27 protein-coding genes are annotated in these 24,942 nt (G+C 62.6%); 4 read left to right on the forward strand and 23 right to left on the reverse strand.

Going from position 1 to position 24,942, the window contains the following annotated elements; all coding sequences use genetic code 11:
- Position 1: 1 nt before the first annotated feature.
- The 6 genes from trbK-alt to trbB are packed head-to-tail and all read right to left on the reverse strand — an operon-like array spanning position 2 to position 5,143.
- Positions 2-349 (reverse strand): putative entry exclusion protein TrbK-alt, encoded by a 348-nt coding sequence (gene trbK-alt, locus AC13CE_RS14315; RefSeq protein WP_482972797.1) that lies wholly within the window; start codon positions 347-349, stop codon positions 2-4.
- Positions 350-355: 6 nt separating this feature from the next.
- Positions 356-1,099 (reverse strand): P-type conjugative transfer protein TrbJ, encoded by a 744-nt coding sequence (gene trbJ, locus AC13CE_RS14320; protein ID WP_482972798.1) that lies wholly within the window; start codon positions 1,097-1,099, stop codon positions 356-358.
- Complete coding sequence (gene trbE / locus AC13CE_RS14325) at positions 1,096-3,558, reverse strand: conjugal transfer protein TrbE (protein ID WP_482972799.1); 2,463 nt, start codon at positions 3,556-3,558, stop codon at positions 1,096-1,098. Before trbE ends, trbJ begins: the two co-directional genes overlap by 4 nt.
- 3 nt (positions 3,559-3,561) lie before the next feature.
- Entirely contained in the window at positions 3,562-3,834 is a 273-nt protein-coding gene (locus AC13CE_RS14330; protein WP_482972800.1) for a VirB3 family type IV secretion system protein, read from the reverse strand.
- Positions 3,834-4,154, reverse strand: coding sequence for a TrbC/VirB2 family type IV secretion system protein (locus AC13CE_RS14335; RefSeq protein WP_482972890.1), 321 nt, complete (start codon positions 4,152-4,154; stop codon positions 3,834-3,836). Before AC13CE_RS14335 ends, AC13CE_RS14330 begins: the two co-directional genes overlap by 1 nt.
- Before the next feature lie 8 nt (positions 4,155-4,162).
- Positions 4,163-5,143: a P-type conjugative transfer ATPase TrbB gene (gene trbB / locus AC13CE_RS14340; protein ID WP_482972801.1), complete on the reverse strand. Its 981-nt coding sequence runs from the start codon at positions 5,141-5,143 to the stop codon at positions 4,163-4,165.
- Positions 5,144-5,448: 305 nt separating this feature from the next.
- Between trbB and AC13CE_RS14345 the strand changes: the two genes are divergently transcribed.
- On the forward strand, positions 5,449-6,483 hold the full coding sequence (locus AC13CE_RS14345) for a NotI family restriction endonuclease (protein ID WP_482972802.1): 1,035 nt from the start codon (positions 5,449-5,451) through the stop codon (positions 6,481-6,483).
- Positions 6,484-6,535: 52 nt separating this feature from the next.
- A complete protein-coding gene (locus tag AC13CE_RS14350; RefSeq protein WP_482972803.1) occupies positions 6,536-7,657 on the forward strand; it encodes a DNA cytosine methyltransferase in 1,122 nt (373 codons plus the stop codon).
- A gap of 150 nt (positions 7,658-7,807) precedes the next feature.
- Here the strand turns inward: AC13CE_RS14350 and AC13CE_RS14355 are convergent, their stop codons facing one another.
- The 17 genes from AC13CE_RS14355 to AC13CE_RS14435 all read right to left on the reverse strand — a co-directional run bounded on the left by AC13CE_RS14355 (position 7,808) and on the right by AC13CE_RS14435 (position 22,410).
- A complete protein-coding gene (locus AC13CE_RS14355; RefSeq protein WP_482972804.1) occupies positions 7,808-8,431 on the reverse strand; it encodes a PIN domain-containing protein in 624 nt (207 codons plus the stop codon).
- Positions 8,406-9,593 (reverse strand): helix-turn-helix domain-containing protein, encoded by a 1,188-nt coding sequence (locus tag AC13CE_RS14360; protein ID WP_482972805.1) that lies wholly within the window; start codon positions 9,591-9,593, stop codon positions 8,406-8,408. Before AC13CE_RS14360 ends, AC13CE_RS14355 begins: the two co-directional genes overlap by 26 nt.
- Positions 9,586-10,959 carry a 7-cyano-7-deazaguanine synthase gene (locus AC13CE_RS14365; protein WP_482972806.1) on the reverse strand — a complete coding sequence of 458 codons (1,374 nt, stop codon included), beginning with the start codon at positions 10,957-10,959 and terminating at the stop codon, positions 9,586-9,588. Before AC13CE_RS14365 ends, AC13CE_RS14360 begins: the two co-directional genes overlap by 8 nt.
- Positions 10,959-11,534 (reverse strand): hypothetical protein, encoded by a 576-nt coding sequence (locus AC13CE_RS14370; RefSeq protein ID WP_482972807.1) that lies wholly within the window; start codon positions 11,532-11,534, stop codon positions 10,959-10,961. The genes AC13CE_RS14365 and AC13CE_RS14370 overlap by 1 nt, the downstream gene beginning before the upstream one ends.
- A gap of 256 nt (positions 11,535-11,790) precedes the next feature.
- Positions 11,791-12,711 (reverse strand): HEPN domain-containing protein, encoded by a 921-nt coding sequence (locus AC13CE_RS14375; protein WP_482972808.1) that lies wholly within the window; start codon positions 12,709-12,711, stop codon positions 11,791-11,793.
- 68 nt (positions 12,712-12,779) lie between these two features.
- Positions 12,780-13,205, reverse strand: coding sequence for a CopG family transcriptional regulator (locus AC13CE_RS14380; RefSeq protein ID WP_482972809.1), 426 nt, complete (start codon positions 13,203-13,205; stop codon positions 12,780-12,782).
- Positions 13,202-15,184 (reverse strand): conjugal transfer protein TraG, encoded by a 1,983-nt coding sequence (locus tag AC13CE_RS14385; RefSeq protein WP_482972810.1) that lies wholly within the window; start codon positions 15,182-15,184, stop codon positions 13,202-13,204. Before AC13CE_RS14385 ends, AC13CE_RS14380 begins: the two co-directional genes overlap by 4 nt.
- A 99-nt stretch (positions 15,185-15,283) precedes the next feature.
- Positions 15,284-15,985, reverse strand: a complete 702-nt coding sequence (locus tag AC13CE_RS14390) for an RES family NAD+ phosphorylase (RefSeq protein WP_482972811.1) — start codon at positions 15,983-15,985, stop codon at positions 15,284-15,286.
- Positions 15,972-16,403 carry an antitoxin Xre-like helix-turn-helix domain-containing protein gene (locus AC13CE_RS14395; RefSeq protein WP_482972812.1) on the reverse strand — a complete coding sequence of 144 codons (432 nt, stop codon included), beginning with the start codon at positions 16,401-16,403 and terminating at the stop codon, positions 15,972-15,974. The genes AC13CE_RS14390 and AC13CE_RS14395 overlap by 14 nt, the downstream gene beginning before the upstream one ends.
- A 71-nt stretch (positions 16,404-16,474) precedes the next feature.
- Positions 16,475-18,229 carry a relaxase/mobilization nuclease domain-containing protein gene (locus tag AC13CE_RS14400; RefSeq protein WP_482972813.1) on the reverse strand — a complete coding sequence of 585 codons (1,755 nt, stop codon included), beginning with the start codon at positions 18,227-18,229 and terminating at the stop codon, positions 16,475-16,477.
- A 240-nt stretch (positions 18,230-18,469) separates the two neighbouring features.
- Entirely contained in the window at positions 18,470-19,150 is a 681-nt protein-coding gene (locus tag AC13CE_RS14405; RefSeq protein ID WP_482972814.1) for a lytic transglycosylase domain-containing protein, read from the reverse strand.
- Positions 19,151-19,155: 5 nt separating this feature from the next.
- A complete protein-coding gene (locus tag AC13CE_RS14410; RefSeq protein ID WP_482972815.1) occupies positions 19,156-19,488 on the reverse strand; it encodes a DUF736 domain-containing protein in 333 nt (110 codons plus the stop codon).
- Positions 19,485-20,066 (reverse strand): conjugative transfer signal peptidase TraF, encoded by a 582-nt coding sequence (gene traF, locus AC13CE_RS14415; protein WP_482972816.1) that lies wholly within the window; start codon positions 20,064-20,066, stop codon positions 19,485-19,487. Before traF ends, AC13CE_RS14410 begins: the two co-directional genes overlap by 4 nt.
- Positions 20,063-20,749: a DUF2840 domain-containing protein gene (locus AC13CE_RS14420; RefSeq protein WP_482972817.1), complete on the reverse strand. Its 687-nt coding sequence runs from the start codon at positions 20,747-20,749 to the stop codon at positions 20,063-20,065. The genes traF and AC13CE_RS14420 overlap by 4 nt, the downstream gene beginning before the upstream one ends.
- Positions 20,746-21,666 carry a replication initiator protein A gene (locus tag AC13CE_RS14425; protein ID WP_482972818.1) on the reverse strand — a complete coding sequence of 307 codons (921 nt, stop codon included), beginning with the start codon at positions 21,664-21,666 and terminating at the stop codon, positions 20,746-20,748. Before AC13CE_RS14425 ends, AC13CE_RS14420 begins: the two co-directional genes overlap by 4 nt.
- Positions 21,638-21,910, reverse strand: coding sequence for a helix-turn-helix transcriptional regulator (locus tag AC13CE_RS14430; RefSeq protein ID WP_482972819.1), 273 nt, complete (start codon positions 21,908-21,910; stop codon positions 21,638-21,640). The genes AC13CE_RS14425 and AC13CE_RS14430 overlap by 29 nt, the downstream gene beginning before the upstream one ends.
- 176 nt (positions 21,911-22,086) lie before the next feature.
- Positions 22,087-22,410, reverse strand: coding sequence for a DUF736 domain-containing protein (locus tag AC13CE_RS14435; RefSeq protein WP_482972891.1), 324 nt, complete (start codon positions 22,408-22,410; stop codon positions 22,087-22,089).
- A 561-nt stretch (positions 22,411-22,971) separates the two neighbouring features.
- Between AC13CE_RS14435 and AC13CE_RS14440 the strand changes: the two genes are divergently transcribed.
- Both AC13CE_RS14440 and AC13CE_RS14445 read left to right on the forward strand, forming a co-directional pair.
- Positions 22,972-24,048: a hypothetical protein gene (locus AC13CE_RS14440; protein WP_482972820.1), complete on the forward strand. Its 1,077-nt coding sequence runs from the start codon at positions 22,972-22,974 to the stop codon at positions 24,046-24,048.
- Positions 24,045-24,911 carry a hypothetical protein gene (locus AC13CE_RS14445; protein ID WP_482972821.1) on the forward strand — a complete coding sequence of 289 codons (867 nt, stop codon included), beginning with the start codon at positions 24,045-24,047 and terminating at the stop codon, positions 24,909-24,911. The genes AC13CE_RS14440 and AC13CE_RS14445 overlap by 4 nt, the downstream gene beginning before the upstream one ends.
- The last annotated feature ends 31 nt before the right edge of the window (positions 24,912-24,942 follow it).

Raw genomic sequence — 24,942 nt, forward strand, 5'->3', positions numbered from 1 at the left:
GTCAGTCCTCCCCTCGCTGTTCGCCATCGGGAAATGACATCGCGAGGGCCGCCACGGGCGGCGTCGTCGAGACATCGAGCCTGGAATAGGCCTCGGGGTGATCGACGCCGAAGAAGCGTCGGCGCTTTTCGGCCCAGGCCGCGCGGCAATCGGGCGAAGACAGCGCCAGTTCACCCATATCTGCACAGGCACGCAATTGTGCTGGCAGCGGATCGCCATCGGGCACCCAGACCTCTCTGACCGGCTCCGGATGTGCAGCAAGCTCCTCGCGCATCTGCACGAGCGTCATGGCGACAGCGAGGCCGACGAAGACGGCCGCACCAACCCGCGCGAGGAGCTTGCTATCCACGAGCGCTTACTCGCCGCCCGGAGCGGTGCCGGGGCGCTCACCAAGGAAGCGCCTCAGCTGTTCACGCGCCTGTGCCTTGGCCGCCGCGCGCTCGGCGGCATCGAGCGCCTGTGCCCGGCCCAGCGCCGCCAGCGTCGCGGTGAGGTCGGCCAATTGCCGTGCCTGGAGGGCGAGCAGCTGGTTGCCTGCCTGAGCCGCCTGCAGTGCGCCGGTGGCGGACTGGCTGGCGCTCACGAGCTCGTTCACCGCCGTGCGAGAACCCTCGATATTGGCGACCGCGCCGGCCTGCACCTTGAGTGCATCTTCGAAGGCCGCAACGCTGTTCTGCCAGCGTGCTTCGGCACCATCGACCATTGCCTGCTGCGAGGCACCGAGCGGAACATTCTTGTACTGCTGGTCAAACGCCGTCTCGATCTCGCGGACATCAAAGGCAATGCGCTGCGCCTGCTGCAGCAATTGCTGTGTCTGCCTGATCTGGTCCTGCAAGGGCTGGAGCACCGTCAACGGCAGCCTCTGCAGATTTTTCGCCTCGTTGATGAGTGAGTTCGCCTGGTTCTGCAGCATGCGGATCTGGTTGTTGATCTGCTCCAGCGTGCGCGCGGCGGTCAGCACGTTCTGGGCATAGTTCGAAGGGTCGTAGACTATGCCTCCGAACTGCGCCTGTGCCGGAACCGATACGACAGCGCTCGCGCTGGCGGCGGCGAGCGCCGTTCCGGCGGCGAAGTCATGGAGAAGTTTACGCAAGGTCATGGGAGGTCTCCTTCCTGGGGGCTGGGGGAATCGGAACGACGGGCATCGGGGCCAAGCAGTTCGGCAGCCCAGTCGAGGCCGCGATGACGCAGCCAGGCAGCGGCAAAGCCGCTGCGCCCGTCGCTTTCGACGATGCGCGAGATGGCAAGCTGGTCGCCCTTCGAAGAGGCAGCGGTAAAAGCCAGCGCGACCTCGCCGAGGCCCAGTTCGAACAGGCGATTGCCGCGCGCGGACTGGCAGTAATAGTCGCGCCTGGGCGTCGCGCGACTGAGGATGTCGATCTGGCGGTCGTTGAGGCCGAAGCGGCGATAGATCGCGAGGATCTGCGGCTCCATCGCGCGCTCATTGGGCAGGAAGATGCGGGTCGGACAGCTCTCGATGATTGCGGGCGCGATTGCCGAACTCTCGATATCGGCCAGGCTCTGCGTCGCGAAGACGACGCTCGCATTCTTCTTGCGCAGCGTCTTGAGCCATTCGCGCAATTGCGCGGCAAAAGCCGGACTGTCGAGCACGAGCCAGCCTTCGTCGATGATGATCAGCGTCGGCGAGCCATCAAGCCGCCCCTCGATCCGATGGAAAAGATAGGACAGGACCGCCGGGGCAGCAGCCGAACCGGTCAGGCCTTCGGTCTCGAAGGCCTGGAAGCTGGCGTGGCCGAGGTGCTCGGTTTCAGCGTCGAGCAGCCGCCCGAAGGGGCCGCCGATGCAATAGGGGGCGAGCGCCTGCTTCAGCGCCTGCGATTGCAGCAGGACGGCCAATCCTGTCAGCGTACGCTCTGCCACCGGAGCCGTGCTGAGCGAAGAGAGCGCCGACCAGAGATGGTCCTTGGTCACCGGATCGACCGTTACGCCCTCTGCGGCGAGGATTGACTGCAACCATTGGGTTGCCCAATTGCGCTCCCCCGGTTCGTCGATCCTTGCCAGCGGCTGCAAGAGAACAGCTTCTTCGCTGTCGTCAGCAAGGCTCGAACCCAGGTCCTGCCAGTCGCCGCCGCACGCAAGCGCGGCGGCGCGGATCGAGCCGCCGAAGTCGAACGCGAAGACCTGGGCCCCGCCATAGCGCCGGAACTGCATCGCCATCATAGCGAGCAGCACTGACTTGCCCGCCCCGGTCGGGCCGACGACGAGGCTGTGCCCGACATCGCCGACATGGAGTGCGAAACGAAACGGGGTCGATCCTTCCGTCCTGGCGTAGAACAGCGGCGGCGCATCGAAATGAATGTCGCGCTCCGGTCCCGCCCAGACTGCCGACAGCGGCAGCATATGCGCAAGGTTCAGCGTCGAGATCGGAGGCTGGCGCACGTTGGCATAGACATGGCCGGGCAGCGATCCGAGCCAAGCCTCGATCGCATTCATGCCCTCGGTAACACAGGTGAAATCCCGTCCCTGGACGATCTTTTCGACCAGCCGCAGCTTCTCTGCAGCGAGCGCGGGGTCTTCGTCCCACACGGTCACGGTCGCCGTGACGAGCGCCATACCGACATGGTCCGCGCCCAGTTCCTGCAATGCCGTATCGGCGTCGTCGGCCTTGTTCGCCGCATCGGTGTCGACGAGCACCGAGGCCTCGTTCGTCATCACTTCCTTGAGGATGGCAGCGACCGACTTGCGCTTGGCGAACCACTGCCGGCGGATCTTTGAGAGCAGCCTCGCCGCGTCGCTCTTGTCGAGCATAATCGCCCGGGTCGCCCAGCGATAGGCGAAGCCCTGTGCGTTCAATTCGTCGAGCAGGCCGGGAAAGGTCGCGCTCGGAAAGCCGACCACGGTTAGAGTGCGCAGATGCACTGCCCCAAGCCGCGGTTCGAGTCCGCCAGTCAGCGGCTCGTCGGCAAGCAGCGCATCGAGATGCAGGGGTGTTTCGGGAACGCGGACGGACTGCTCGCGCGTCGAGACGCAGCTGTGCAGATAGGTCAGCGTCTCGCCATCATCGAGCCAGGCAACTTCGGGGAAGAAGCCGTCGCAGAGACGCAGCAGCCGGTCGGTCCTGTCGGCGAAGCCCTCGAGCAGTTCACGCGGATCGATGCCGCGCGCATCCTTGCCTTCGTAGAGCCAGCTTTCGACGCGCGCGGCGTCTTCGGCAGGCGGCATCCAGAGGAATGTAATGAAGTATCGGCTCTCGAAATGCGCGCCTTCCTCGGCGAATTGGGCGGCGCGTTCGCGCTCGACAAGCGCCGAGGCGGGATCAGGTAGGTCGCAAACGGGGTATTCCTGCGCTGACCGGCGCACCGCTTCGACGAAAATCGCCCAACCCGATCCGAGGCGCCGCAACGCGCTGTTGAGCCGCGCGGTGGTGGCGATCAGTTCGGCAGGCGTCGCGCTGTCGAGGTCCGGCCCGCGAAAGCGCGCCGAGCGCTGGAAGCTGCCGTCCTTGTTAAGCACCACCCCCGGGGCGGCCAAGGCTGCCCAGGGCAGGAAGTCCGCGAGCCGGTCGGCCTTGTCCCGATATTCGCGCAGGCTCAGCATGGCTCAGACCTGCAGGTGCGCGGGGAAGCGCAGGTGGCGCCGCGCCACATCCACGAACTGCGGATCGCGCTTTGCGGCCCACACCGCGACCACATGACCAAGCGCGAAGAACACAAGCCCTGCGATCCACAATTGCAGCCCGAGCCCGATCGCGCCGGCGAGCGTTGCATTGGCAATTGCCAGCCCGCGCGGAGCGCCGCCGAGCAGAATATGTTCGGTGAGCGCCCGGTGAACCGGTACTGCAAAGCCGTTCGGCAGGTCTGATCCCGGCTCCATCAGACCAGCGCTCCGCCGCCGAAAGAGAAGAAGGAGAGGAAGAAGGAGGAAGCCGCAAAGGCGATCGACAGGCCGAATACGATCTGGATCAGCCGCCGGAACCCGCCCGAGGTGTCCCCGAATGCGAGCGCCAGTCCCGTGGCGATAATGATGATCACCGCGACGATCTTGGCGACCGGACCCTGGATCGATTCAAGGATCGCCTGCAGCGGCGCTTCCCACGGCATCGACGAACCGGCAGCATAGGCTGGTGTCGCCACAACCAGAACAGCAAGGCCGGACAGGACAAGAGCGGACAGGCGCGAGCGCGCCCGACACAGGACGTGGGTCACGATGGTTCTCCTTGATTGAGACAGAAGGGTGCGAGGACATATTCACCGGAAGCATCGAGCCCACGGACCTCAGCCAATTCGGAAAGCCGCCGCCCGGTGCCATCGCGGACGAGCACAGCAATCACGTCGATGGTCTCGGCAATCAGTGCGCTCGGCACGGTGACCACGCTTTCCTGGATCAGCTGTTCGAGCCGCCGCAGCGTGCCCAGCGCAGTCCCGGCGTGGATCGTGCCGATCCCGCCCGGATGGCCGGTGCCCCATGCCTTGAGGAGATCGAGCGCCTCGGTGCCCCGCACTTCGCCGATCGGAATGCGATCGGGCCGCAGGCGCAGGGCCGACCGGACAAGGTCGGAGAGCGTCGCCACACCGTCCTTGGTCCGCAGCGACACGAGATTGGGCGCGGCGCATTGCAGTTCGCGCGTGTCCTCGATCAGGACGACGCGATCGGATCCGGAAGCGACTTCGGCGAGCAGCGCATTGGTGAGCGTCGTCTTGCCCGTCGAGGTCCCGCCAGCGACGAGGATGTTCTTTCGGCCACTGACTGCGCAAGCAAGCGCCTCGGCCTGCCGGTCAGTCATGATGCTCGCCGAGACATAATCGCCAAGCGTGAACACCGCGACCGCCGGCTTGCGGATGGCAAAGCTTGGCGCAGCGACCACCGGCGGCAGCAGCCCTTCGAAGCGCTCTCCGCCATCGGGCAATTCTGCCGAGACGCGCGGGGACCCGGCATGCACCTCGGCACCGACATGATGCGCCACCAGCCTGATGATACGTTCGCCATCAGCAGCGCTCATCAGGCAATCGGTGGCCGCCAGGCCCTCACCCAAGCGGTCAACCCAAAGGCGTCCGTCGGGATTGAGCATGACCTCGATGACCGCGGGTTCCTCCAGCCACCTGGCGATCTCTGGGCCGAGCGCCGTGCGCAACATTCGCGCGCCGCGCGATGAAGCTTGTGATCGGATCGGAATTACGCTCATGGGCTGCCCCGGAATGTGGCAACCGACATCGGCTGCGCTTGCGAGGCAAATCAAAGAGACATCAGATTAGATCGTTGCAACACTGAATTGCGGACGGCGTAGACCCGCGCGCAAAAGCAAAGGTTCGGTGCGAAGACCTGCGGAAGAAGCCAATCCGGAACTGACGCGAGTGACCCAAACCCCGGCGGGATCAGGAATAGCTGGCAGTCATTTAGCCCGTAATTCGGGGATGATGGCTTCGCATGAATTGACGGGTGGACCACCTTTCGGTGCATACGGGTGGCTGGATTAAGCTTGGGGCGCAAATGGCTCGAAAATTTCATATTGCCGAATGGTACGGCGACCCGTTCCACAAGATCGAGGATGCGCACCGGGTCGCTCACGCAGCGCATGAGGTCGGCAGCGCGGTCATGAGCAAGAGTGAGTTGAATCGGCTCGCAGACCTCGAGAAAAAGCGCGCGGACAGCCAGTTGACACAGCGCGAAAGCACTCGACTTGAAGAGCTGCTGGAGAAGCTTGAGCGACAGCGCGAAGCTGAACGTCCCTGCCCGTTCAAGGCGGGGAAGGAACATCCGGTCTGTACCAAAAAAGGCGGAGTTTGTTCGATCCGACTTTATGAGGAGACCGCGTCGGGAATCGAGCCCGTTGAAGGCGATCAGGGCAAGGTCCGCTCGCTATGCCCCTGGCGCTTACACGAAGGACACATCGCCTTTACCGAAATTGGCAGAAGTCTTCTCGGAACGACCGACCCGCTAAAGGTGGGAGAAGTCGGTTTTCTCGAATCGACCGGTAGTCTGGACAGTGAGGAAGGCAAGGACGTCGGACGCATCGATATGGTCCTTCTCAAGACCGGCAGCGATGGCAGAAGCCTTGAGGACTGGGTCGCGGTCGAGGTTCAGGCCGTCTATTTTTCCGGCAAGAAGATGGGCATCGAATTCGAAGATATCGCCGGTCGCGAAGGCAGGCTGGCGATGCCGGTGATTGGCCGAAGACCCGACTACCGGAGTAGCGGGGTCAAGCGCCTCATGCCGCAGCTTCTGACCAAAATTCCTACGCTCCGACGCTGGGGCAAGAAGATGGCAATCCTCGTAGATTGGGCCTTCTTCCATTCAATGGGTCAGATGGAGCGCGCTCCGCACCTTTCGAACGCAGACATCGCGTGGTTTCTGGCCGACTTCGTCGAGGATCCGGTGACCGGGCGCTACAAACTCACGATCGTCGACGAGATCTACACGACACTGGAGAGCGCGACACTCGGCCTGACCGGTGGTACGCCGGTAGCACAGGGTGATTTCGAAGCACGGATCAAAGCCAAGTCCGGACTGGATCGCTTGCTATAGGTGCCGCCATTATGTATTGGTACATAAAGAGAACAAATCAGGGAATGGTATGATGACGAAGACCGCTATCGATCTGTTCTGTGGCGCTGGCGGGCTGTCGGCAGGCCTCGAGATGGCAGGTTTTCGTGTACTCGCAGGCAATGACTGCTTTGAGGCTGCGGGCCGGACGTTCGCAGCAACGCATCCCAGCGCCACATTCCTCCCAGGCCCCATCGAGAATCTCAGTGTGGAAGATCTCATGGAGGCAACCGGACTCAAAACTGGCGAACTGACGCTTCTGGTCGGTGGCCCCCCCTGCCAAGCCTATTCGGTATATAATCACAAGCGCGGCATGCACGATACGCGCGCGACCCTGTTCCGCGAATATCTGCGTATTGTCGAGGGCCTGCAGCCCGAATGGATCGTGATGGAGAACGTCAAAGGCATTTACTCCATCGGTGGCGGCGAAGCCGTACGTGCCATTCAGTCGGCGCTGGGTGCGCTTGGCTATGACGTAAAGGAAGCGGTACTCAACGCAGAGGAATACGGTGTGCCTCAGGAACGCCGCCGCGTGGTGTTTATCGGCAACCGACTGGGCTTGCCCATCTCTCACCCCCAGCCCACTCACGGTCCGGGAACCTCGCAGCCTTTTACAACTATCCGCGATGCAATCGGTGATCTCCCGAGGCTAGCGAATGGAGAAGACCGCGGCGCGCTTGCTTATGCGACACCTCCCGCCTCGGAGTTCCAGCGCCAACTGCGCGGCAATGCCACGAAGACAACACAGCACGTCGCTCCGCGCCTCGGCAAGGTCAATCTGGAACGGCTTGTCCATATTCCCCAGGGAGGGAGCTGGCGTGACATCCCGCATGAGCTGCTTCCTGCAGGGATGCAGCGGGCCAAGCGATCCGACCATACCAAGCGCTATGGTCGGATGCGCTGGGATGGCCTAGCCTGCACCATTCTGACGAAATGCGACATACACTGGGGCGCATACATACACCCGGATCAGGATCGCGCGATTTCGGTGCGCGAGGCTGCAAGGTTGCAATCGTTCCCCGATCACTTCGAATTCCACGGCTCTAAGACCGAGCAATATGTTCAGGTCGGCAATGCAGTCCCCCCGTTGCTCGGAAAGGCGATCGGCGAACATCTGCTCCTTCTGATGGCGCAGCGGGCCCGACAAGCGGCTTGAGGTCTGGCTAAGGTCAGCCATCTTGTCATCTGGTGACGATCATGTCCGATTTGGGGCCGGTTGCTGACCGTCCGGTTTAGGAAAGTACAAACGGCAAAACTGCCCTCACCTCTACATCATCAGTTCCCGACGAACCCACAAGAATATCGGTCACATAGCGATCCAGGAACTCCTGCGCTTTTTAAACCCTGGGAGGCTATTACACGTGAGGGCGCGTTCAAATCCGATCAACTTGGCAACCGCCTCGCACTGCTCCTCATCAATTCGCATCCTGCCTTCCCGAAGAGCGAGATAGACCGCCTCAATATATCCGCCACCGACAAGCCCGGACTGCACCGCGGGATGCACCAGAAGGTCCAGCGACCAAGCGGGGGCTTGCCCGTTCATCAGGCTTTGGGCTCTTGCCCGACCCTTCCGCTCATCGATAACGGGCAGAAAGCCCTGCGCCACAGCCATTGCAATCGTGGCTGCTTCGCCATCGTCGAGCGAGCCCGGAGAACGGATCATCTTCTCGAAAAGACGAGTCGCTGTATCATCCATCTGCACGACCTTAACGACATTCTCCGAGATCAGGCGCTGGATGAACCCGTTCTCGCCATTGGCGTGACTGGTTTCATGGTTGAGTTCCGCGACCACCGTTTCAGATAGAACAATTTCGTTCGGAATGGCCCGAAGCACCTCTTCACCAAACGTACAAGCGTGCAGATTAATTAGCACGCTCGTATCGGGGACTAGTGGCGTAAGCGTATCAGAGAGGGAGCTTAAACAGGTCATCCGTTTCGCTCTCCTCCAGTTCCATTTGATCGAGCAGAGCGCGCAGCTCCAGCCGCTTGATTTTGAGAAGCTCGGCCAGTTGTCCCTCTGACATCAAATCGCGTTTCCAAGCGGTGTAAGCCATGAAGCTCATGCGATGAGACACTGGCCGGTCTGCATCATCTTTTACTGGGTCGGACTTACTTGCAGCATCGCCCAGCACTTCGCGCACCTGCGCCGAAGTAATCCCACCATGGGCTTTCAGCTTGTCCCATGCGCCCCGCTTAACAAGTCCGAGCTCTTCCAGCCTCCTCACACAGGCTTCGCGTGAAATGCTGAAGTGGTGCGCCTGTACGATGATTGGCCTGCGGGTAATCTCGGAGCCAGCGATGAGCTGGCGCCACGCCGCTTCAAAGCTCTTGCGCGGGGTGAGAAATGCGCGCCCAAAAGCGTGAGCATATCGCTCTTCGCGTGACTGAAACTTCTCATTTTCCTCCAGTACCTCTGGAGCCTGACGAGTGCCTACGAAATGCCCCAGCTCATGAGCTGCAGATTGAATACGCCGCTGCAGAGGGAAGTTTGCATTCAACAGAATGCACGCTCCCAAAGTTTGATCGTAGGTGAAAAGCGCATCCACCTTCGAACCCTTTGACAGGCGTCGCTGGTAGAGTCGGATACCGAGATCCAATTCCATCAGGGTGAAGATATCGGCGATTGGGCCAGAGCCCAGTCCGAGCCAATCGCGCAGCTCCTGCGCGTGCTGTTCTGCCAATTCAACGACATCGCCAGTGTTGATGCCCCTTTCAGGCGGGTAATTTTTAGGCCGCTCTATGCCGAGAATGTTCTCCAATTCGACCTCAGCTCGCACGAGATCATTCAGCAGTTGCACTGCCTCGCCGGTATGCTCATCCTCGGTTTCGCGAAGTCGGCGGAAGCGTGGCACAAGGTCAGTATGGACTGCCTCACGGCGCAGCAGGGCATTCACCGACACCCCATAATGGTTCGCAAGGGCCTGAAGCTCCTGAATGCGTACCCGTCTATCCCCCTTTTCAATCGATACGAGGGTAGGGCGAGACATGCCAATGACCTTGGCTGCTTCGTCCTGACGGATTTTTGCGCTTTCGCGGGCAAGGCGAAGGCGGCGACCAATCTCCTGTGGGGTCAGCTCGTTTAGATCAGCCACGGCGACCTCCCTTCGTCCATAGTTGCAGAAAACTCTCTTCGCCCTGGTGCTGCTCGAATGCTGCCCACTCTTTCGAATGTTGCACGAGCATGTCCCGAAGCTGGCTCGTCACGTCATCTACTGGCGACCCAAGGGCTTCAGCGATTTGGAATGCATGAGGCTTCAGGGCGGTATCTGGCGCACTGGCCAAATCGGCGAGTTGTTGCAGGTGCCGCGCGCCCATATAGCCGTAGTCGTAAAGGGTGTTGGTGGCCCTGAAACTGTTTTCCTTCGGCAGTGCATCGATAAATCGTGCGGCCTGTAAATCGGCAATGGCATACTTCTCGGACAGCTCTACAACGCCGGCGGCGTGCAAGCTCATCCGGCGCAATAGGCAAGCCGCACATACGCCGCACTGGCGTACTTCGCCCGCGACGCGAACATTGAACCGTTGCTGCCAGCAGGAACGGGTATCAATCACCTGTTGGGGCGTTACGCCAGGCTTTGCCAGAAACGCCGCGATGGTCTGGCCTTTGGTATGCCAGAGGCGCGGTTGTTCATAGGTCAGGTCGATACCAAGCAACGCCCTGATAAAGCGCTCCATTTTTCTGAAAAAAGTCGGGTGGTTCCGGTAATCTGGGTAGATTTTGAGCAGGGGGAGCAACACTGGCCCCAAAGCGCCCTGACCACTTTCAGGCACAATGATCCGGCTGACATTTGACAGCTGCGACGCGATTGCCGTCGCCGCCGCAAATTTGAAACCGCGCGAACGGGCGCTGTTCTCGGCATTTGGCTTCACCTTCACATCGAAGGGAAGGCGGTCGAATGGCCGCTCATCCTTGCGCACGCGTTGTTTGAACTTCGACAAACGCACGCTCACGGCAGTGTCATTCTTGTTGTAGAGGCCCGAGACACTTAGCGAGTCCAAGCCTTCGCTGTATGCAATGGCGAATGCCTTTTGCTGATTCGGGAATAGCGGGCCTTGTCGCGGCTTGCTTGTTGCCGCACCCTCATGGCGCACGAAGCTGAAACGCCACTCATCTCCAGTCAGATGGCGCAGGGTATCGCAAAGACTTTGTTGAACAGTCGCCTCCTGCCAGGTCGCAAGCTCAATCACGGGCACAGTCACATGAAAGTGCCGTGCCCAATGTGCATTGCCGCGTCCCCAGCGACGGTCGGCAAATTCGACGGCCGCGCAGACAATCAGCAGGTCGTGGTGGATGCTGCTCCAGCCCTCATGGCAGTAGCTGTCAAAGATGTCCTTATCGCACTTAATCTCTGAGCCGATGGTTGCATAAACGCGACCCTTCGAGCCTCGACGCGGAGCCGCTTGCCCCGCCTCAAGAATGATTAGGCCGCGCTCAGAAATCTTAGAAAAATCACTCATTACAATGACAGTATTGGGTCATCGAGACCGGTTCTTCTTTTGGCGTCTGGCGTGAACGCGTCCTTGTCGCAGCTCTTCACAGCATCCTGAATGCGCGCACGGTCGAGGCTCTTCGACACTTCGCCCAATCCTTCACTGAGTCGGTCGAGCTGGTCTCTGTGCATTTGGCTATCCCGATGCGCCTCTAGCCCAGCTTCCTGAATACGAGTGAGCGTCTTGCCGATATTGGTTTCGACACATGCGTCCAAGGCCTTGTCGATAGCATCGCGAGAGCTGTCGCCATCGTGGAGCCTCATGGCAACTTCACGTTGGAGGTCATCCGAAAATTCCGACTTGTCGTACTTTTCGAAGATGCCCTTGATTGATCCCTTCGGATCGAGATCCAGCTGCCCATCCTCGCCATAGCTTACCAGGTCGCGGATCAGTCCGTCGTTTGCTGATAGGATGCCGTTTACGATGGCATGGCTGCCAAGAGCGCAACGAGTGTCATGATCTTCAGCCTCGTTCTGGACAGCTTCCGCAAACCGCCTTGAGCGGCTGTCGAGCTTCAGGTTTTTGAACGGGCCATCGGTCATATTTGCTCCTACGGCGGCCTAATAGGTCGATAATCTGACAATGTCAATTTCTATATACTAATTCCTGACATCTGTAGGTCCGGTATGCGTAATACGAAAGCTCCGCTTGCTGAAACGATGCTTTCGCCTCGATGGGCTATCCGGGGACCAGATGATCAAACGGCAGCTTTCGGCATTGGCGCGTGATCAGCCGAACGGCCGATATGAGGGCGCCAAGCTGCCATCCAACATGAGCTCATCAACGTGATCCAATCGGTCAGTTCTGGCCTTCTTTAAGTTGTGCAACCCGCTCCGCACACACCTCGTGCACCACGCGACCGAGCTCCTCGACCTGCTCGCCGAGCCATACGAGCTCTTCCTTCGTGATGCGGTAGTGCTTCGAATAGCGCGCCTTCACGTAGGCTTCCTTGAGCTTTTCGAAGCGGGCGCGATCCTTGCGTGTGTCGCGAGGCCAGACATAGGTCAGGCGCGGGTCGATGCGCTCGGCCTGAGTCCTAAGGAAGCCGAGGTTGTGCACGTGCGGAGTGTAGAACGCACAGACCAAGAGAACAGTGTGGTAAAGGAATTCAGTGGCTTGGTGCAAATCGAATGCGGCAGGCTTTAAGAATCCTCGCTCAAGGCCGATTTTCGAGATCTCGAAGCGCTGCATTGCCGCAGGAAACCACTCGTCGAAATACTCCTGCGCCATCGCGAGCGCCTGCTCGGGCGTCTTGGGCTTGGGCGTAAGGAGTTCAGTGTCGTCGGACTCGTAAAGCGCGATCCCATCCTGCTTCACGTCCATGAAGAAATAGCGCCCGTGGGCCAATCCATCATTCACTTCTTGCAACGTATGAACGATGAAATTGACCGGCGTCTTCAGCGTATTCGTCACCCCGTATTCCCGCATCAGCCGGTCATCGAGCTTCGACCAGTATTTCACTCGGTCGACCAGCCGCTTGTCGTTGACGATGATCAGCAGGTCGTAATCCGACTGGTAACCCTTGGCCGTATGCGGCTCGTCGACCCATGTCCCGCGTGCATAGCTACCGTAGAGTATCACCTTGAGGATGCGCCCGGCCTTCTTCCACTCGTGCCTGGCCAGCGCAAAGGCGTCGTCGAACTCCTCGAAGATCAGTTGCACCACTCGTTCCAGTTCGCGCTGCTTTTGCGGGGGCAAGTGATCGAGATCGGTCTGCATCACAGGAACCTAGCAAGCGTTCCAGTGACTTGCACCTGTTCTCTCTGCCTGTTTGCACCACTCTGGCGCTACTCCGGGCGGACCTCGTCATCACGCTGCAAATCCTCGGACAGTCGGCGCCCTGTTTCCATGCGCCAGGCAAGGGCTTCGACGAAGTAATCGAACCTTGTGTCGGCTTCGGTGCGCGCAGCTGGGTTGGTGTCGCTGGCCGAGACAGGTGTGATCGCCAGCCAGCGTCGAAGGAAAAGCGAAAAAGCCTCGTTTCCGACCTCGACATGGTAGTCGAGCTTGTCGAGTTGCCGCGAGATCCGGTCCAGGCGCCGGCTGAATGCAGCCTCGAGCCGCTCAGAGCCATCGGGCGAAAGGAAAGAGGCAAGCGCGGCCTCGACAATCGACGCCTGCGACACGCGCTTGCGCCCGGCATAGTCGGCCAGTTGTCGCGACAGCGCTGGCGGCAAGCGAAAGGTGTGCTTGATACGGTTGCCCTTGCTCACAGTGGGATCCCGTCATCGGGATCGAGTGCGGCTTGCCGGGCATTGGCGCGCATTCGGTCGGCAATCTGGCGGTTGGGATCGGCCTGCTCGTCATCGCCGCGATCCTCGAAATCGAACTCGTTGCGCATGGGTTCGACGCGAGGTGCGATGGCCTCATGCTCGGCAAGCTCCGGCTCCTGCCGAATGCCGCCTGTAGTGTCGCTATCGTGATCGCCGCCTTCGCGCGAGCACGAGCGCGGTGCCTTGGACTGATTGATCATGACATCCCAGTCGCCCGTAGCCGGATCATCCGGGGACGGTATCGGCCTCGGCGGCTGACCGACGCGACCCGCCAGTTGGCGATCGGCATAGTAACGCGCCTTCTTCGCCAGGATCGGATGCGCGCCGGCGAGCATGACGATCTCGTCGGTGTCGGGAAGCTGCATGATCTCGCCCTGGGTCAGCAGTGCCCGGGCGGTTTCCGAGCGCGAGACCATCAGGTGTCCGAGCCATGGCGAGAGGCGGTGCCCTGCATAATTACGCATTGCCCGGGTCTCGGTCGCAGTTCCCAAAGATTCCGAAACACGCTTCGCGGTCCGCTCGTCGTTGGTCGCGAAGCAGACTCTTACATGGCAATTATCGAGGATCGCATTGTTCTGGCCGTAAGCCTTCTCGATCTGGTTGAGCGACTGCGCGATCAGAAAGGCCTTGATGCCGTAGCCCGCCATGAAAGCCAGCGCGCTCTCGAAGAAGTCGAGGCGGCCGAGCGCGGGGAACTCGTCGAGCATCAGCAGCAACCGCTGCCTGCCGGTGCCCTCGGCGAGATCTTCGGTCAGGCGCCGCCCCAACTGGTTGAGGATCAACCGGATGAGCGGCTTGGTCCGGCTTATGTCGGACGGCGGCACGACCAAATAGAGCGTTACCGGCCGGTCGGCATCGACGAGATCGGCGATCCGCCAGTCACATTGCCTCGTTACCCTCGCGATAACCGGATCACGGTAAAGCCCGAGGAACGACATCGCGGTCGAAAGGACGCCGGACCGCTCATTCTCGGACTTGTTGAGCAGTTCGCGCGCGGCGCTGGCGACCACCGGGTGGACGCCGTCTTCTCCCAGATGCGGGGTCGACATCATCGCCGCCAGCGTCGCCTCGATCGAGCGTCGCGGATCGGAGAGAAAGGCGGCCACACCCGCCAATGTCTTGTTCGCTTCGGCGTAGAGCACGTGGAGGATCGTCCCGACGAGAAGTGCGTGGCTGGTCTTCTCCCAGTGATTGCGCCGCTCGAGCGAGCCTTCGGGATCGACCAGCACATCGGCGATATTCTGGACATCGCGCACCTCGTTGACGCCGCGGCGTACTTCCATGAGCGGATTGTAGGCGGCGGATTTGTCGCTCGTCGGATCGAACAGGAGCGTACGGCTGAAACGTGATCGAAAGCCGGCGGTAAGGTCCCAGTTCTCTCCCTTGATGTCATGGACAATCGCCGAATGCGGCCAGGTCAGCAGCGTCGGAACGACCAGCCCCACGCCCTTTCCGCTGCGGGTCGGCGCAAAGCACAGGACGTGCTCGGGACCGTCATGCCTGAGGTATCGCCTGCCATGCTTGCCGATCACGACGCCTTTCCCCGCCAGCAGTCCGGCGCGGGCAATTTCGGAAGCGGTCGCCCAGCGCGCCGACCCGTAGGTGGCGCTGTTTCTCCGTTCTGGAGCCCGCCAAACCGACATGGCGATCGCGACCACAACCGAGACGAGCCCACCAGATGCAGCGATCATGCCGCCTGTCTCGAAAATGCGCGGCGCATAGGCGTCGTAGCTGAACCACCACCAGAAAATGGAATAGAATGGATAGACTTGCGTCTTACCCAACACGAACCAGGGTGAGCCAAGCTCCGCTTGATAGCCGAGCGCATGCGCGGTCCACTGCGTGCCTGCCCAGACACCGGCAAGTGTCAGGGCGAAAACCGCAATAATCTGGCCCCAGAGGATCGTGGTCGCCGACATGACTTTCTTCCTTCGTGAAGCCATGAGGTCGAAGACCATTGTGCAAGGCAAGCGGCGCGATCCGGGATCGCAGCCTGGCGCAGGAATGGTTTGTTGCGGCTAGAGGGTGTCGACCACGAACTCTGGCGAGCCCGACCAGGTCATACGGTACATCGCCCCCTGCACCACCGATTGCACGACATTTGGCCAGAGCGCCGCGATGCAGGTCCCACCCTCGTGGCGCACGGATGGGTAAATGATGCCGTTGTGCCCCTCGGCCCGGGACCGCTCGGCCAGAGCATTGCCGAGCGGGTAGCCCTTGTCCTTGTCGGGATGCAGTGCCGCATGATCGGGCAACCCGCGCAGGTCGATGAACACGCCGGACATGCTGGCGATCATCTCGCTGTATTCGACGACCGCATCGTAGTCGCCCGCGTCGGCAAGGGCCTGCGTCAAATGATGGCCGACTTCGGCGATACAGGTCGCGACGTCGAGCGCTGCGTACCATGCGCCGCGGTTGGCCGGGTTGAAGCGATTGGGCTGCATGGGCTTGGCGTAAGCGAAGCTGGCGTTGATGAACCTGGCGTGCGGGACGCCGTGAACGAGTTCGTCGGCCGAGATGCCGCCGATGCCGCGCTCCTCGGCAATCAGGCGCGAACTCGTCGCACCCTCGATCTCGGCGAGGAGAGCCAGATCCTCATCGGTTTCGCCGAGCGGCGCGAGGGCGGCCTCGCGCAGCCGCGCGCTGGTCACGAGCCTGACGGTCCGCTCGAACGCCTCGCGAACCTGCGGCAGCTCGTCGCTGCCTTCAGAGCCCGCCACGAAGTGCGTCGATATACTGCCGGGTTTCGAGCATGCGCGGAATGCCGCCTTCGATCATCGCCTCCACCGGCGAATGCCGGTCGAAAACCGGTGCCCGGTTTTCCAGCTTGGGCCAGCGATCGGCCAGATCGTTCGCAAACAGGAGGTGCAGCCCCTTGAACAGGCCGATCAGCGCCGAGGCGCGCGTCATCTGGTCCTGGCTCAGCGTGCCTTCCCAGGTTCCGGCCTTCATCCGGTCCCAGGTGCTTTCCGAGACTCCCAGAAGGGCAGCGCCTTCGGCATTGCTTGCACCCCAGGCCTCGGCAAGGCGGAGGACGGCCCTGACCGCTGCGCCTGTCAGGCGCCCGCGATCGCCCTCTGCGGCAAAAGTCTGAAGACCCCGGGGGGCTTCCGCTGCCTTGACTGCTGCAATAGCCATAACGCTTCTCCTGATGCTTTTATAAGCATCACATGGTGCGATGTCAAGATTGGGCGCAGCAGGTCGCACGATCAGAGTGCCGGCCCGCGCGTGCGAGCAAAGCTCCAGTCGACACCGCCACGGGCATTGATCTTGCCCGCGACATGCTCGCCCAGATGCCGTTCAAGATCCTGACGCCAGGGAACAAGCTGAAATCCCATCCCGCTGTCGATCATGGCGAAGCGCCCCGAAGCAAGCGCCACGCGTTCACGATAGACGCCCGCAACAAGCTCACCATGACGCGTCGACATAGCAGTGACGCCATGGCGCGCAGACAAGGCTTCGCCTGCTTCCGCCAGCTCCCGCTCGCGCAGGGTATCGAGCAGGCCCTCGGCGAAAGCGATCCGCTGGCCCAGCCGGGTCGCGAGACCTCGTCCGATCAGAACATCGGCTCGTTCGGAGAGCGCAGTCTCGACCACCTCCCCGAAACCGCCCGCGAGCGCCTCGGGCCTTGGCGTCACCAGCTGGCGGTCGAGCCAGGTCGCGCCGCTCGCATGGACCTGAGCCTCGATGGCAAGATCGGACCGGACCAGCAGGCTCGACTGCGTGCGCCCCTTGCGATCGGTCCAGGAACTGGCCTCGACGATCGCTCCCGATACCGCATCGCTGCTGCGGTCGAGATCGGGAAAGCGCAAATGGTGCGTTCGTCCATCAAGGCCGTCGACGATTGCATAGGCTTCGCCGGTAAGTTCATCGTGAAGTCCGCGATCGATCAGCCGGCCGACAATCCGCTCGTCGGTCGACCTGCCATGCATGGCAAGGCGCGAGGGATCGAGGACGAGACCGTGGCCGTTCATCGCCCGGTGCATCGTCTTGATAATGTCGCCGCGCTCGCCGAGCGCGCGGAGTGTCGGCTCGATGTCAACCGCGAGTTTCCAGCTTGCCGGTCCCACACGCTCGGCCAGACCCATGCGCTCCAGCATCCGCGCACGCCCGATGAGGAGCGTGCGATCCTTGCGCCGGTCCGCCACGCTGTCGGGGCGCAGGTCAATGAGCCCCTCATTGTCTCGCCGTTGTTGCAGGCGGCGATCGAGCGAGGTCCAACGCTCGGCATCGACCTCGCGGCGCAAAGCCCGCCGGATATCGCGTTCGCTGCGCGGGCCAAGCTCGACGGTGACGCGCTCCTCGGCGCGGGCGCGCAGTCCCTCGCTTATATAGGCGCGGTCGATGACGAGGTCCGCGCCGTCGGAAACGACACCTCGGACAAGCACATGAATATGCGGGTGATCCGTGTTCCAGTGATCGACCGCAACCCAGTCGAGCCCAATTTCAGGGTCAACGTCGAGATCGCTTGCCATGTCGCGCATCATTTCGCGGGTGAAGGTGCGCAGGTCAGCCATCTCGCCCGCATCTTCGGGCGATACGATGAACCGAAAGTGGTGACGATCCTCCTCGCAGCGTGCGGCAAAGGCTTTCGCATCCGCCCGGTCAGATCCAGCATCGAACATGCGGCCCTTCGATCCATCGCGGGTGACACCATCGCGTTCGAGATAGGTGATATGACGCGCGAGCGGGGCCGAGCGAAATCTCGCACCCCGATGCCGGACGATACGCGCCTTGATGACAACGCGCCGATGGAAGGCGTTGCGGCGCCGCAGGAACGCAGCCCGTCTTCCCCGCCCGTGGTGGCCTGTACCGTGTCCTGTCCGGCTCCGGCCAAGCGGCGTGTAGCCCGCGCGGCGGGAGACCTGGACCACGCGCCCGACCAATGTCCTCCCCTTGCGGTAGGACGCCGCGCCAGCGTCGCGCGAACGGCCCGGGCGGATGTCGAACTCATCCTCAGCCATGGCCTGCAATTTGGAGCGACGGCGCGTTTCCCTTTGAGATCACGGCAGAATTCGCCTCTTGCGGCGGCAGGCACTGCGCATAGGCGGCGCATATTACCCAGCAAAACCAACCACATGCAGCCCGGGCGACGGCGCTGCTTTTATCTCGCCATCCCTCCTTTCCCTTTCTGATCCTTCCGTCATTCCCTTGCTGAACAACGCCAACCAACGAAGCAGGGCGCCAGCCTTCGATCCCGGCGATCATCGATCACCGACCGTCGAAACGGGTGCGAAGAGGTCGTGCGCAGGCATCAAGGAACGGGAGAAGGGGTTCGCTCGACGGTCTGGTTCGAGAGGCGGGGCTGGTTGCTGTGCCGCTTCGCCCGGTGACGGTAGAATCGCACGCGCTGTGCGATCTGGCTGCTGAGCAGATGCAATCAGAAAGCGCTCGCCTTGCAGAAGCGGCGCAATCCTTGCGACATAGCGGCGCGTCTCGAGCGGGAGTGCGCGCCGCCCGGCGAGCCAGTCCTCGTAGCGTCCCGGCCCGGCATTGTAGGCGGCGAGAAATCCGACCCCGCCGTAGCGATCGTACATTTCGCGCAAATAGGACGTGCCCGCGAGAATATTGTCGCGCGGGTCGAACGGATCGCTGCCGAGCGCGAACCGGGCGCGCTGGCGCGCCCAGGTTCCGGGCATCAATTGCATGAGGCCCATGGCCCCTGCAGACGATACGGCACGCGTGCGTCCCGCACTTTCGATACGGATCACAGCGTATATCCAGTGCTCGGGAATGCCGAAGCGCAACGAGGCCTCGCGCACATTCGGGGCGATGTCGACACGCGCCGCCTGCTGCGCGGGCGTCACCCCCTGGCCAGCGATCGACACCGGATTGCCCGCGGCCACGACCATCAAGGCTGCCAGCCAGGGACGAAACCGACTCACCGGCCTCAATCCCGATTGTCGCGGCGGGAAGGCCGCGACCACATCAGCACATGGGTGCCCTTTTCGGCCTGGAAGAGATTGGCCCGCAGCGGCTGCCCGAGCGCCGGATCGTCGATTTGCAGCGCGAGGTAGTCCCCCGCCTTGTCACCGACGCGCTTCCAGCCAGCTCCCACTTCGAAGGCCTCCTCCTCTCGTCCCGCCATGATCCGGTAGTCGGGCGCGTTTTCGGTATCGCTGGGCTCCGCCGGGATGATGGATAGCCTCGCATCGAGCGTGAGCGTCTGCAGGCGCCCCTCGAACCCGCCGCTGGCTGTATTGAATGTACCGATGCAGGTCATGGCTGGTCTCCTTGGTTCACGGTTGGGGATGGGAAAATGGCAGGCCGCGCGAACCAGACATGCACGCCTTCGCCCGCTTCATCGGTCCAGACCGGGCTTGCCCGACCGATCAGGTGATCGCGCGCGACCGGCCCGAAATAGCGCCCGTCGAAACTGTCCGGCGCGCGCCGATTCATCACGAATAGCTCGTCGGCAGCGATCATGCGGCAGCCCTGCCAGACCGGCAGGGCGCGCCCGCGGCTGTCGCGTTCGCGCGCCTTGCCGAGGTGGACGCCATTGATCGAAACGCTCGCGCCGAGACGGCAGACGCGGTCGCCGCGCAGACCCGCTACTTCTTTCAGAAGCGGGACGCCGGTCGGAAGATAATCGCGCTCGGCGAGATAGCGGCGCAGTGTCGCAGGCGGTTCGAGCGCAACCCGCTCGCCGACGTGGAGGCTGGCGGTCCCGCTAATGTGATAGAGGCCGATCGGCACGCTTGGCGTCGCATTCCACACGAGAATGCGGGAGAGCGGAAACACCGTGCTGAGCAGCACCGCTGTCGAAACAGAAGCGGCAAGACCGATTGTTCGCCGCTTCATGGCAAAAGCCTGCGGCGCCCGAGCCAGGCTGCGTGACGGTTCGCCGCATAGGCGCGCGGCGCCATGCCGGCAGCCAGCCTGTTGTGCATATGCCGCCAGTGATCGGGCGCGACCTCGCACGGATCGATGCCTGTGGCTGCGATCGCGTCGATCAGCCCGAACGCCTGACGGACTTTCGGCCAGCCTGTCACCGACAGCAGGATTGCGCCGCCGGGTTCGACTTGCGGCAAGGTGGACAAGGCCTCGCCATTTCCGACCGCCTGCACGATGTCGAGCGTCGAGCGGACCGTGCCGTAGTCGTTCGAGGCCCAGCGAACGAGCGCGAAGACCTGCCCTGGCGCATAATATTCGAAGCGGGTGCGGCGATCGGTGATCCGCTCTGCGACCGGTTTGCCGAAGCGCAGCCAGTCCTCCGCCTTGCCTTGGCGCCAGCAGAGCGTGACCCGGGTCAGCGGAGCATCTTTGCCGGGCGCGCATTGCGGCGGCGCTGGCGGTCTGTCACCCGCGGCCTTCCACAGGCTCGCCGCCGTTAGCAGGAATCCATCGGATTCCGTGTTAGGATTGTTAAGGGGCCTACGATCCCAGCATTCCTGCCGCTTTGCGCAAGCTTCCGGTTCCCGATAGTCCGAATATCCGGTTCCCGATCGTCCGAATGCGGCGGTTCCTGATAGTCCGAGCGTCATGCCCACTTCTCCACAGGAGGCAGGCCGAGCCGCTTGCGGGCCCTTTCGAAGGGATCGACCGGAAGGGCGACGAAGCTCAAGCGTTCGCGGCCCAGCTGATGGTCGAGCGCGAGGCTGTAGCCGGGCAGGGATTGCCGCCGGACGATACCGCGCAGCTCGAATGCGAAGCGCTTGAGCGGCGAGAGCGCACCGGACTTGAGATGGAGATGCTCCATATCGAAGCTCCACCCGTTCTTCTGCCGCCCGCCATGCTTGCGCACGATGCGGTAGAGCCAGCGCTCGAGCCCGCCGGTGAGCGCGAAATAGGCCGGATCGATCGTCAGCACGAGCGCGCGGTCGAGCACGCCTCCGTAGAGCCAGTCGGGCACGACCATTTCGATCCCGAGCGCGCGGCCTGTGTCGTCGAGCCGCTCGCGCCATTCGTTGATCCACGAAAATCGATGCCGCCGCCGAGCCCCGGCCTGCCGGATCGAGGTGGCGATGCTGGTCGACTGCAGCCGGTCGAGTGCGGCCTTGAGCCTGTCATAGCTCGCCTTGCCCGAGCCGCGGCGCGTGAAGGCGAGGATCTCATGCGGCGTGGCGGCAATCAGCCGCGAAGTGGGCCGCCCGGCGTCGCGCGCCTCGACGATCTGGCTGGCGATCCAGATCAGCACGTCGGCGTCCCAGATCGTCGCCATACCGTGTTCGGCACTCGCCTCGACGAGGATCGAGACCTCGCCCATCCGAAAATCGATCGGGGTAACGCGCTTGCGCTTGGCGAGGCTGAAGAAGGGCCAGGCCATCAGGTCCTGCGCGTCGCGGGCAGAAATATTCCCTCCCGCTCCGACGAAGAGGTCGAGTTGACGGGCAGCATGATCGAAGGTCGCCGGTCGCGCCACGGGAAGGCCTTCAGCGCCGGACCGGGCCGGTGTAGCCATCGATCCGCTTGGCCGGATGCACCACACCCTTGCCCGGATCGCTGGTGGAGCGGCGTACGCCCTGTTCGGCCCAGGCGTCGAGATCCTCGGGCCGGTAGACGATGCGTCCGCCAAGCTTGCGATAGACCGGGCCGGTTCCGTAGCAGCGGTGCTTTTCAAGCGTGCGCGGGGAGAGCCCGAGATGCACCGCGGCATCGGGCGTGCGCAGATAGCGCGGTCGGATCGGTTCGGGAACGGTGGTCATGAAAGGTCTCCGCGAGGGTTTGGGCGGCGCGTCGTGGCCTGTTGCGGAGCGGGATGGCGGAGGATCGGTGGCCGGGGGGAGCGACAATCTTGCGCCGCTATTCTTGTCGCCCCTGCTCCTTTTGGCACGAAAAGAGCCCCGCCCGGCGCTGCCGGGCGGGGCGGAAGTAGCGCCGATTACTCGCTGCCGGCCTTGCGGGCGCGGGTCCAGACGAGGCTGTAAGTCTCGCCATCGTCTTCGGCGAAGAGGTTCGCGTAGATCGGAGCGACGAAGCTCGGATCGTCGAGCTTGACCGAGAGGTAGTCGCGGCCTTCCTGGCTCTGCTTGCTCCAGGCGGCACCGATTTCGGCGCGGCCGACGAAGACCCGGTGCGAGGGAGCGTTCTCGCTTGCCTGCTCGGTTTCGGCGACGATACGCACATTCTTCTGCTGCACGCTCATGGTGACGATCTCGCCCTTGAAGCCGTTGGTCGTCCGGGTGAAGTTGCCGATATTGGCCATGGTAAAGTTCCTTTCGCTGTGTTTCGTGCCTGCGCCCATCGCAGCCTCGATGGCCATGCAAGGGCGGGGGTGCGGGGACGGTGCATCCCGAAAAGGGACCGCAGCGAAGCGGAGGACGGCGCGGGGCGGGCTATTTTGCTTCGCGATGCAAAGGGCGCTGCAGGCGCCCGGCGGAAAATAGCCCGCCCCGCGCCGTTGCACCCAAGGCCCCGCAAGGGCGTAGCCCGTCCGCCGCCAGACAGGCCATTGACGAGGCAGCAGGTGGGGCAGGTGATACAGCGAGAGGGCGACATGGTGCTGGTCTGAAGCACTTTCGCGCGAACCGGTGGACCAGAGTGCCAGTCCAAGACCGGGTGCAGGTCATTCAGTGCGCGAGAAACGCAGCCGAACAGACGCAGGCGCGGAGCTCTCCTCACGCAGTCCGTCAACCGGCCCGCTCGTCCGGTCGCACCGGCACAGAGCCGGATTGACGCGCGACCCACGTCCGCCCGCACTCCCCGCGCGCATCCGATCCCGGGATCACACCTTGCCAAGCGGCTGGCGTTCGATCCAAAGCGGGGAATGGAATGCTACCGGATCGACGAGAGCGGCTATACCGGCTCCGACCTGCTCAATCGCGAGCAGCCGTTCCAGGGCGCGACCGCAATCGCGATCGAGGACGACGAGGCGGCTCGGCTCATAAAGGAACACTTCCACCGCCTGCAGGCAAACGAGCTCAAATACCGCGCGCTATCGCGGCGTCCGGTCAACCGCCCACGGATCATTGCCCTGCTGCGCGATCTGCTGGCGGGCTACAGCAGTGTCACCTATGTCTGCGACAAGCGCTTTCTCCTGACGCTCATGTTCTGCGACTATGCGATCGAGCCTTGGTACTATGAGCGCGGATTCGACTTCTACGAAGACGGACAGAACTATGCCATGGCCTCGCTGCTCGCGATTACCGGCAGCACACTGCTTGGCACCCCCGCGTTCGACGACATGCTCGCCGCTTTCCAGCAGGCGGTGAAAGACAAGGGGCCCGAGGCTTTGGACGCCCTCGTGCGTGCGGCGCGGTCGACCAACTGGCAGGAATTCCCCGAGGCGCTCGGCCCGCTTGCCGAGTTCGCCGCGCCCGAGTGTCTCGGCGCGATCGCCACCCCCGGGCTCGATACCGATGCCGCGCTTGTCGTGCTGCAGTCGCTGATCAGCCGGATGGAAGCGATGAGCGATGGTCCCTACCGCGTTGAGCACGACCGCTCGACAAATCTCGATCGTTACAATGCCTTGCTGCGCGCGTTCATCGAGCATGACGAGGAGGTGGAATTCAGGCAGACGCAGATCGCCAGCCTGAAGTTCCCGCTCAAGCTGACCGAGGTCGGCCAGGTCGACTCAAGGGACAGCGCGGCCGTGCAACTGGCCGATGTCATGATCGGGGCGGCGCTCGAAGCCGCGCATGTCATGACCGGACACCGATCAGAGGGTATCGATCCCGACGCGCTCATGTCTCTCTACTCCGATGAGCAGTTCATCCACCTCATTCCCAGCGTCGATTTTGCGGAGCAACGCGAGTTTCGCCGCGGAACGCAGGCCTCCGAGGTGATCGACTATTTCGCGCGGAACTTCACCGCTTCCGGCAACAGCGGCGGCAAGGGATCATGAGCGTCCAGGACGATCTGCTCGCCAGCAAGGACAGCATCATCAAGGAGATGTTTCTCCATACCGCCGACGAGAACTACATCACCGCGCGCTGGTGCTGGCGGAACCGGCTGATGACCGATTTCTTCTGGAATTCGGTTCACGCACTCGAGAAATACATGAAGGCGTCGCTACTCCTTAACGGGCAGTCGGTGCAGGGGTTCGGCCACGAGCTTGCCGAACTCTACGATGCAGTCGAAGCGCTTGCCGGGCCGCTGCTGCCCGCACAGCTGGCAAAGCCTGCCGCCTACCAAGGCCACTGGATCGACATGACCCCACGCGCCTTCCTCGAAAAGCTCGACCAGAACGGCAATGCCGACAATCGCTACCTCACCTACGGCTTTGCCCAGCATGCCTTCTACCTGCCGATGGTCGACGCGATGATGTGGCTGATCCGCCGATTGATTGTCCCGCTCGACGCGCCCGTGGGCCATTCGCGCGACGGCAGCCCGCGCCCCTCCATTCGCGCCATTCTCGAACGGCAGCCCGACCATGCCTTCAACCTGATGGAGGCACTCGAGAACACCATCGCGGCGGACGGCAGCGAGGCGCAGCACGCGCTGCTCAATGGCAATCTCGCCTTCGCCCCGCCCGGCTATCCGCACGACGCGTTCCATGAAGGGGCATCGGCGCGCAATCCGGTGCTGCTGCGCCGGGTGCTCGATCCGCTGCGCAGCACGCGCGCGGGCAATGCCCGTTACGGCTACCGCATGGCCGAGTGGCTGCTCGCCAACACCCGCCAGTCGAGGCCCGTGCGCCGCGAGATCGAGGAGGCAATGCGCAAGGCGCTGCGCGCCCATCCCGGCATCGATCAAGCCGCGCCCTGATTGGTATCTGACGAGCGCAAAAACCCGGCTC

This window comes from Qipengyuania sp. B-5 (assembly GCF_056857815.1).

Coding starts and splice junctions, on each gene's coding strand:
- trbJ (WP_482972798.1), bottom strand. CDS start 1,099: ATGACCTTGCGTAAACTTCTCCATGACTTCGCCGCCGGAACGGCGCTC.
- trbE (WP_482972799.1), bottom strand. CDS start 3,558: ATGCTGAGCCTGCGCGAATATCGGGACAAGGCCGACCGGCTCGCGGAC.
- AC13CE_RS14330 (WP_482972800.1), bottom strand. CDS start 3,834: ATGGAGCCGGGATCAGACCTGCCGAACGGCTTTGCAGTACCGGTTCAC.
- trbB (WP_482972801.1), bottom strand. CDS start 5,143: ATGAGCGTAATTCCGATCCGATCACAAGCTTCATCGCGCGGCGCGCGA.
- AC13CE_RS14345 (WP_482972802.1), top strand. CDS start 5,449: ATGGCTCGAAAATTTCATATTGCCGAATGGTACGGCGACCCGTTCCAC.
- AC13CE_RS14350 (WP_482972803.1), top strand. CDS start 6,536: ATGACGAAGACCGCTATCGATCTGTTCTGTGGCGCTGGCGGGCTGTCG.
- AC13CE_RS14355 (WP_482972804.1), bottom strand. CDS start 8,431: ATGACCTGTTTAAGCTCCCTCTCTGATACGCTTACGCCACTAGTCCCC.
- AC13CE_RS14365 (WP_482972806.1), bottom strand. CDS start 10,959: ATGAGTGATTTTTCTAAGATTTCTGAGCGCGGCCTAATCATTCTTGAG.
- AC13CE_RS14370 (WP_482972807.1), bottom strand. CDS start 11,534: ATGACCGATGGCCCGTTCAAAAACCTGAAGCTCGACAGCCGCTCAAGG.
- AC13CE_RS14375 (WP_482972808.1), bottom strand. CDS start 12,711: ATGCAGACCGATCTCGATCACTTGCCCCCGCAAAAGCAGCGCGAACTG.
- AC13CE_RS14385 (WP_482972810.1), bottom strand. CDS start 15,184: ATGTCGGCGACCACGATCCTCTGGGGCCAGATTATTGCGGTTTTCGCC.
- AC13CE_RS14395 (WP_482972812.1), bottom strand. CDS start 16,403: ATGGCTATTGCAGCAGTCAAGGCAGCGGAAGCCCCCCGGGGTCTTCAG.
- AC13CE_RS14400 (WP_482972813.1), bottom strand. CDS start 18,229: ATGGCTGAGGATGAGTTCGACATCCGCCCGGGCCGTTCGCGCGACGCT.
- AC13CE_RS14410 (WP_482972815.1), bottom strand. CDS start 19,488: ATGACCTGCATCGGTACATTCAATACAGCCAGCGGCGGGTTCGAGGGG.
- traF (WP_482972816.1), bottom strand. CDS start 20,066: ATGAAGCGGCGAACAATCGGTCTTGCCGCTTCTGTTTCGACAGCGGTG.
- AC13CE_RS14420 (WP_482972817.1), bottom strand. CDS start 20,749: ATGACGCTCGGACTATCAGGAACCGCCGCATTCGGACGATCGGGAACC.
- AC13CE_RS14425 (WP_482972818.1), bottom strand. CDS start 21,666: ATGGCTACACCGGCCCGGTCCGGCGCTGAAGGCCTTCCCGTGGCGCGA.
- AC13CE_RS14430 (WP_482972819.1), bottom strand. CDS start 21,910: ATGACCACCGTTCCCGAACCGATCCGACCGCGCTATCTGCGCACGCCC.
- AC13CE_RS14435 (WP_482972891.1), bottom strand. CDS start 22,410: ATGGCCAATATCGGCAACTTCACCCGGACGACCAACGGCTTCAAGGGC.
- AC13CE_RS14440 (WP_482972820.1), top strand. CDS start 22,972: ATGGAATGCTACCGGATCGACGAGAGCGGCTATACCGGCTCCGACCTG.
- AC13CE_RS14445 (WP_482972821.1), top strand. CDS start 24,045: ATGAGCGTCCAGGACGATCTGCTCGCCAGCAAGGACAGCATCATCAAG.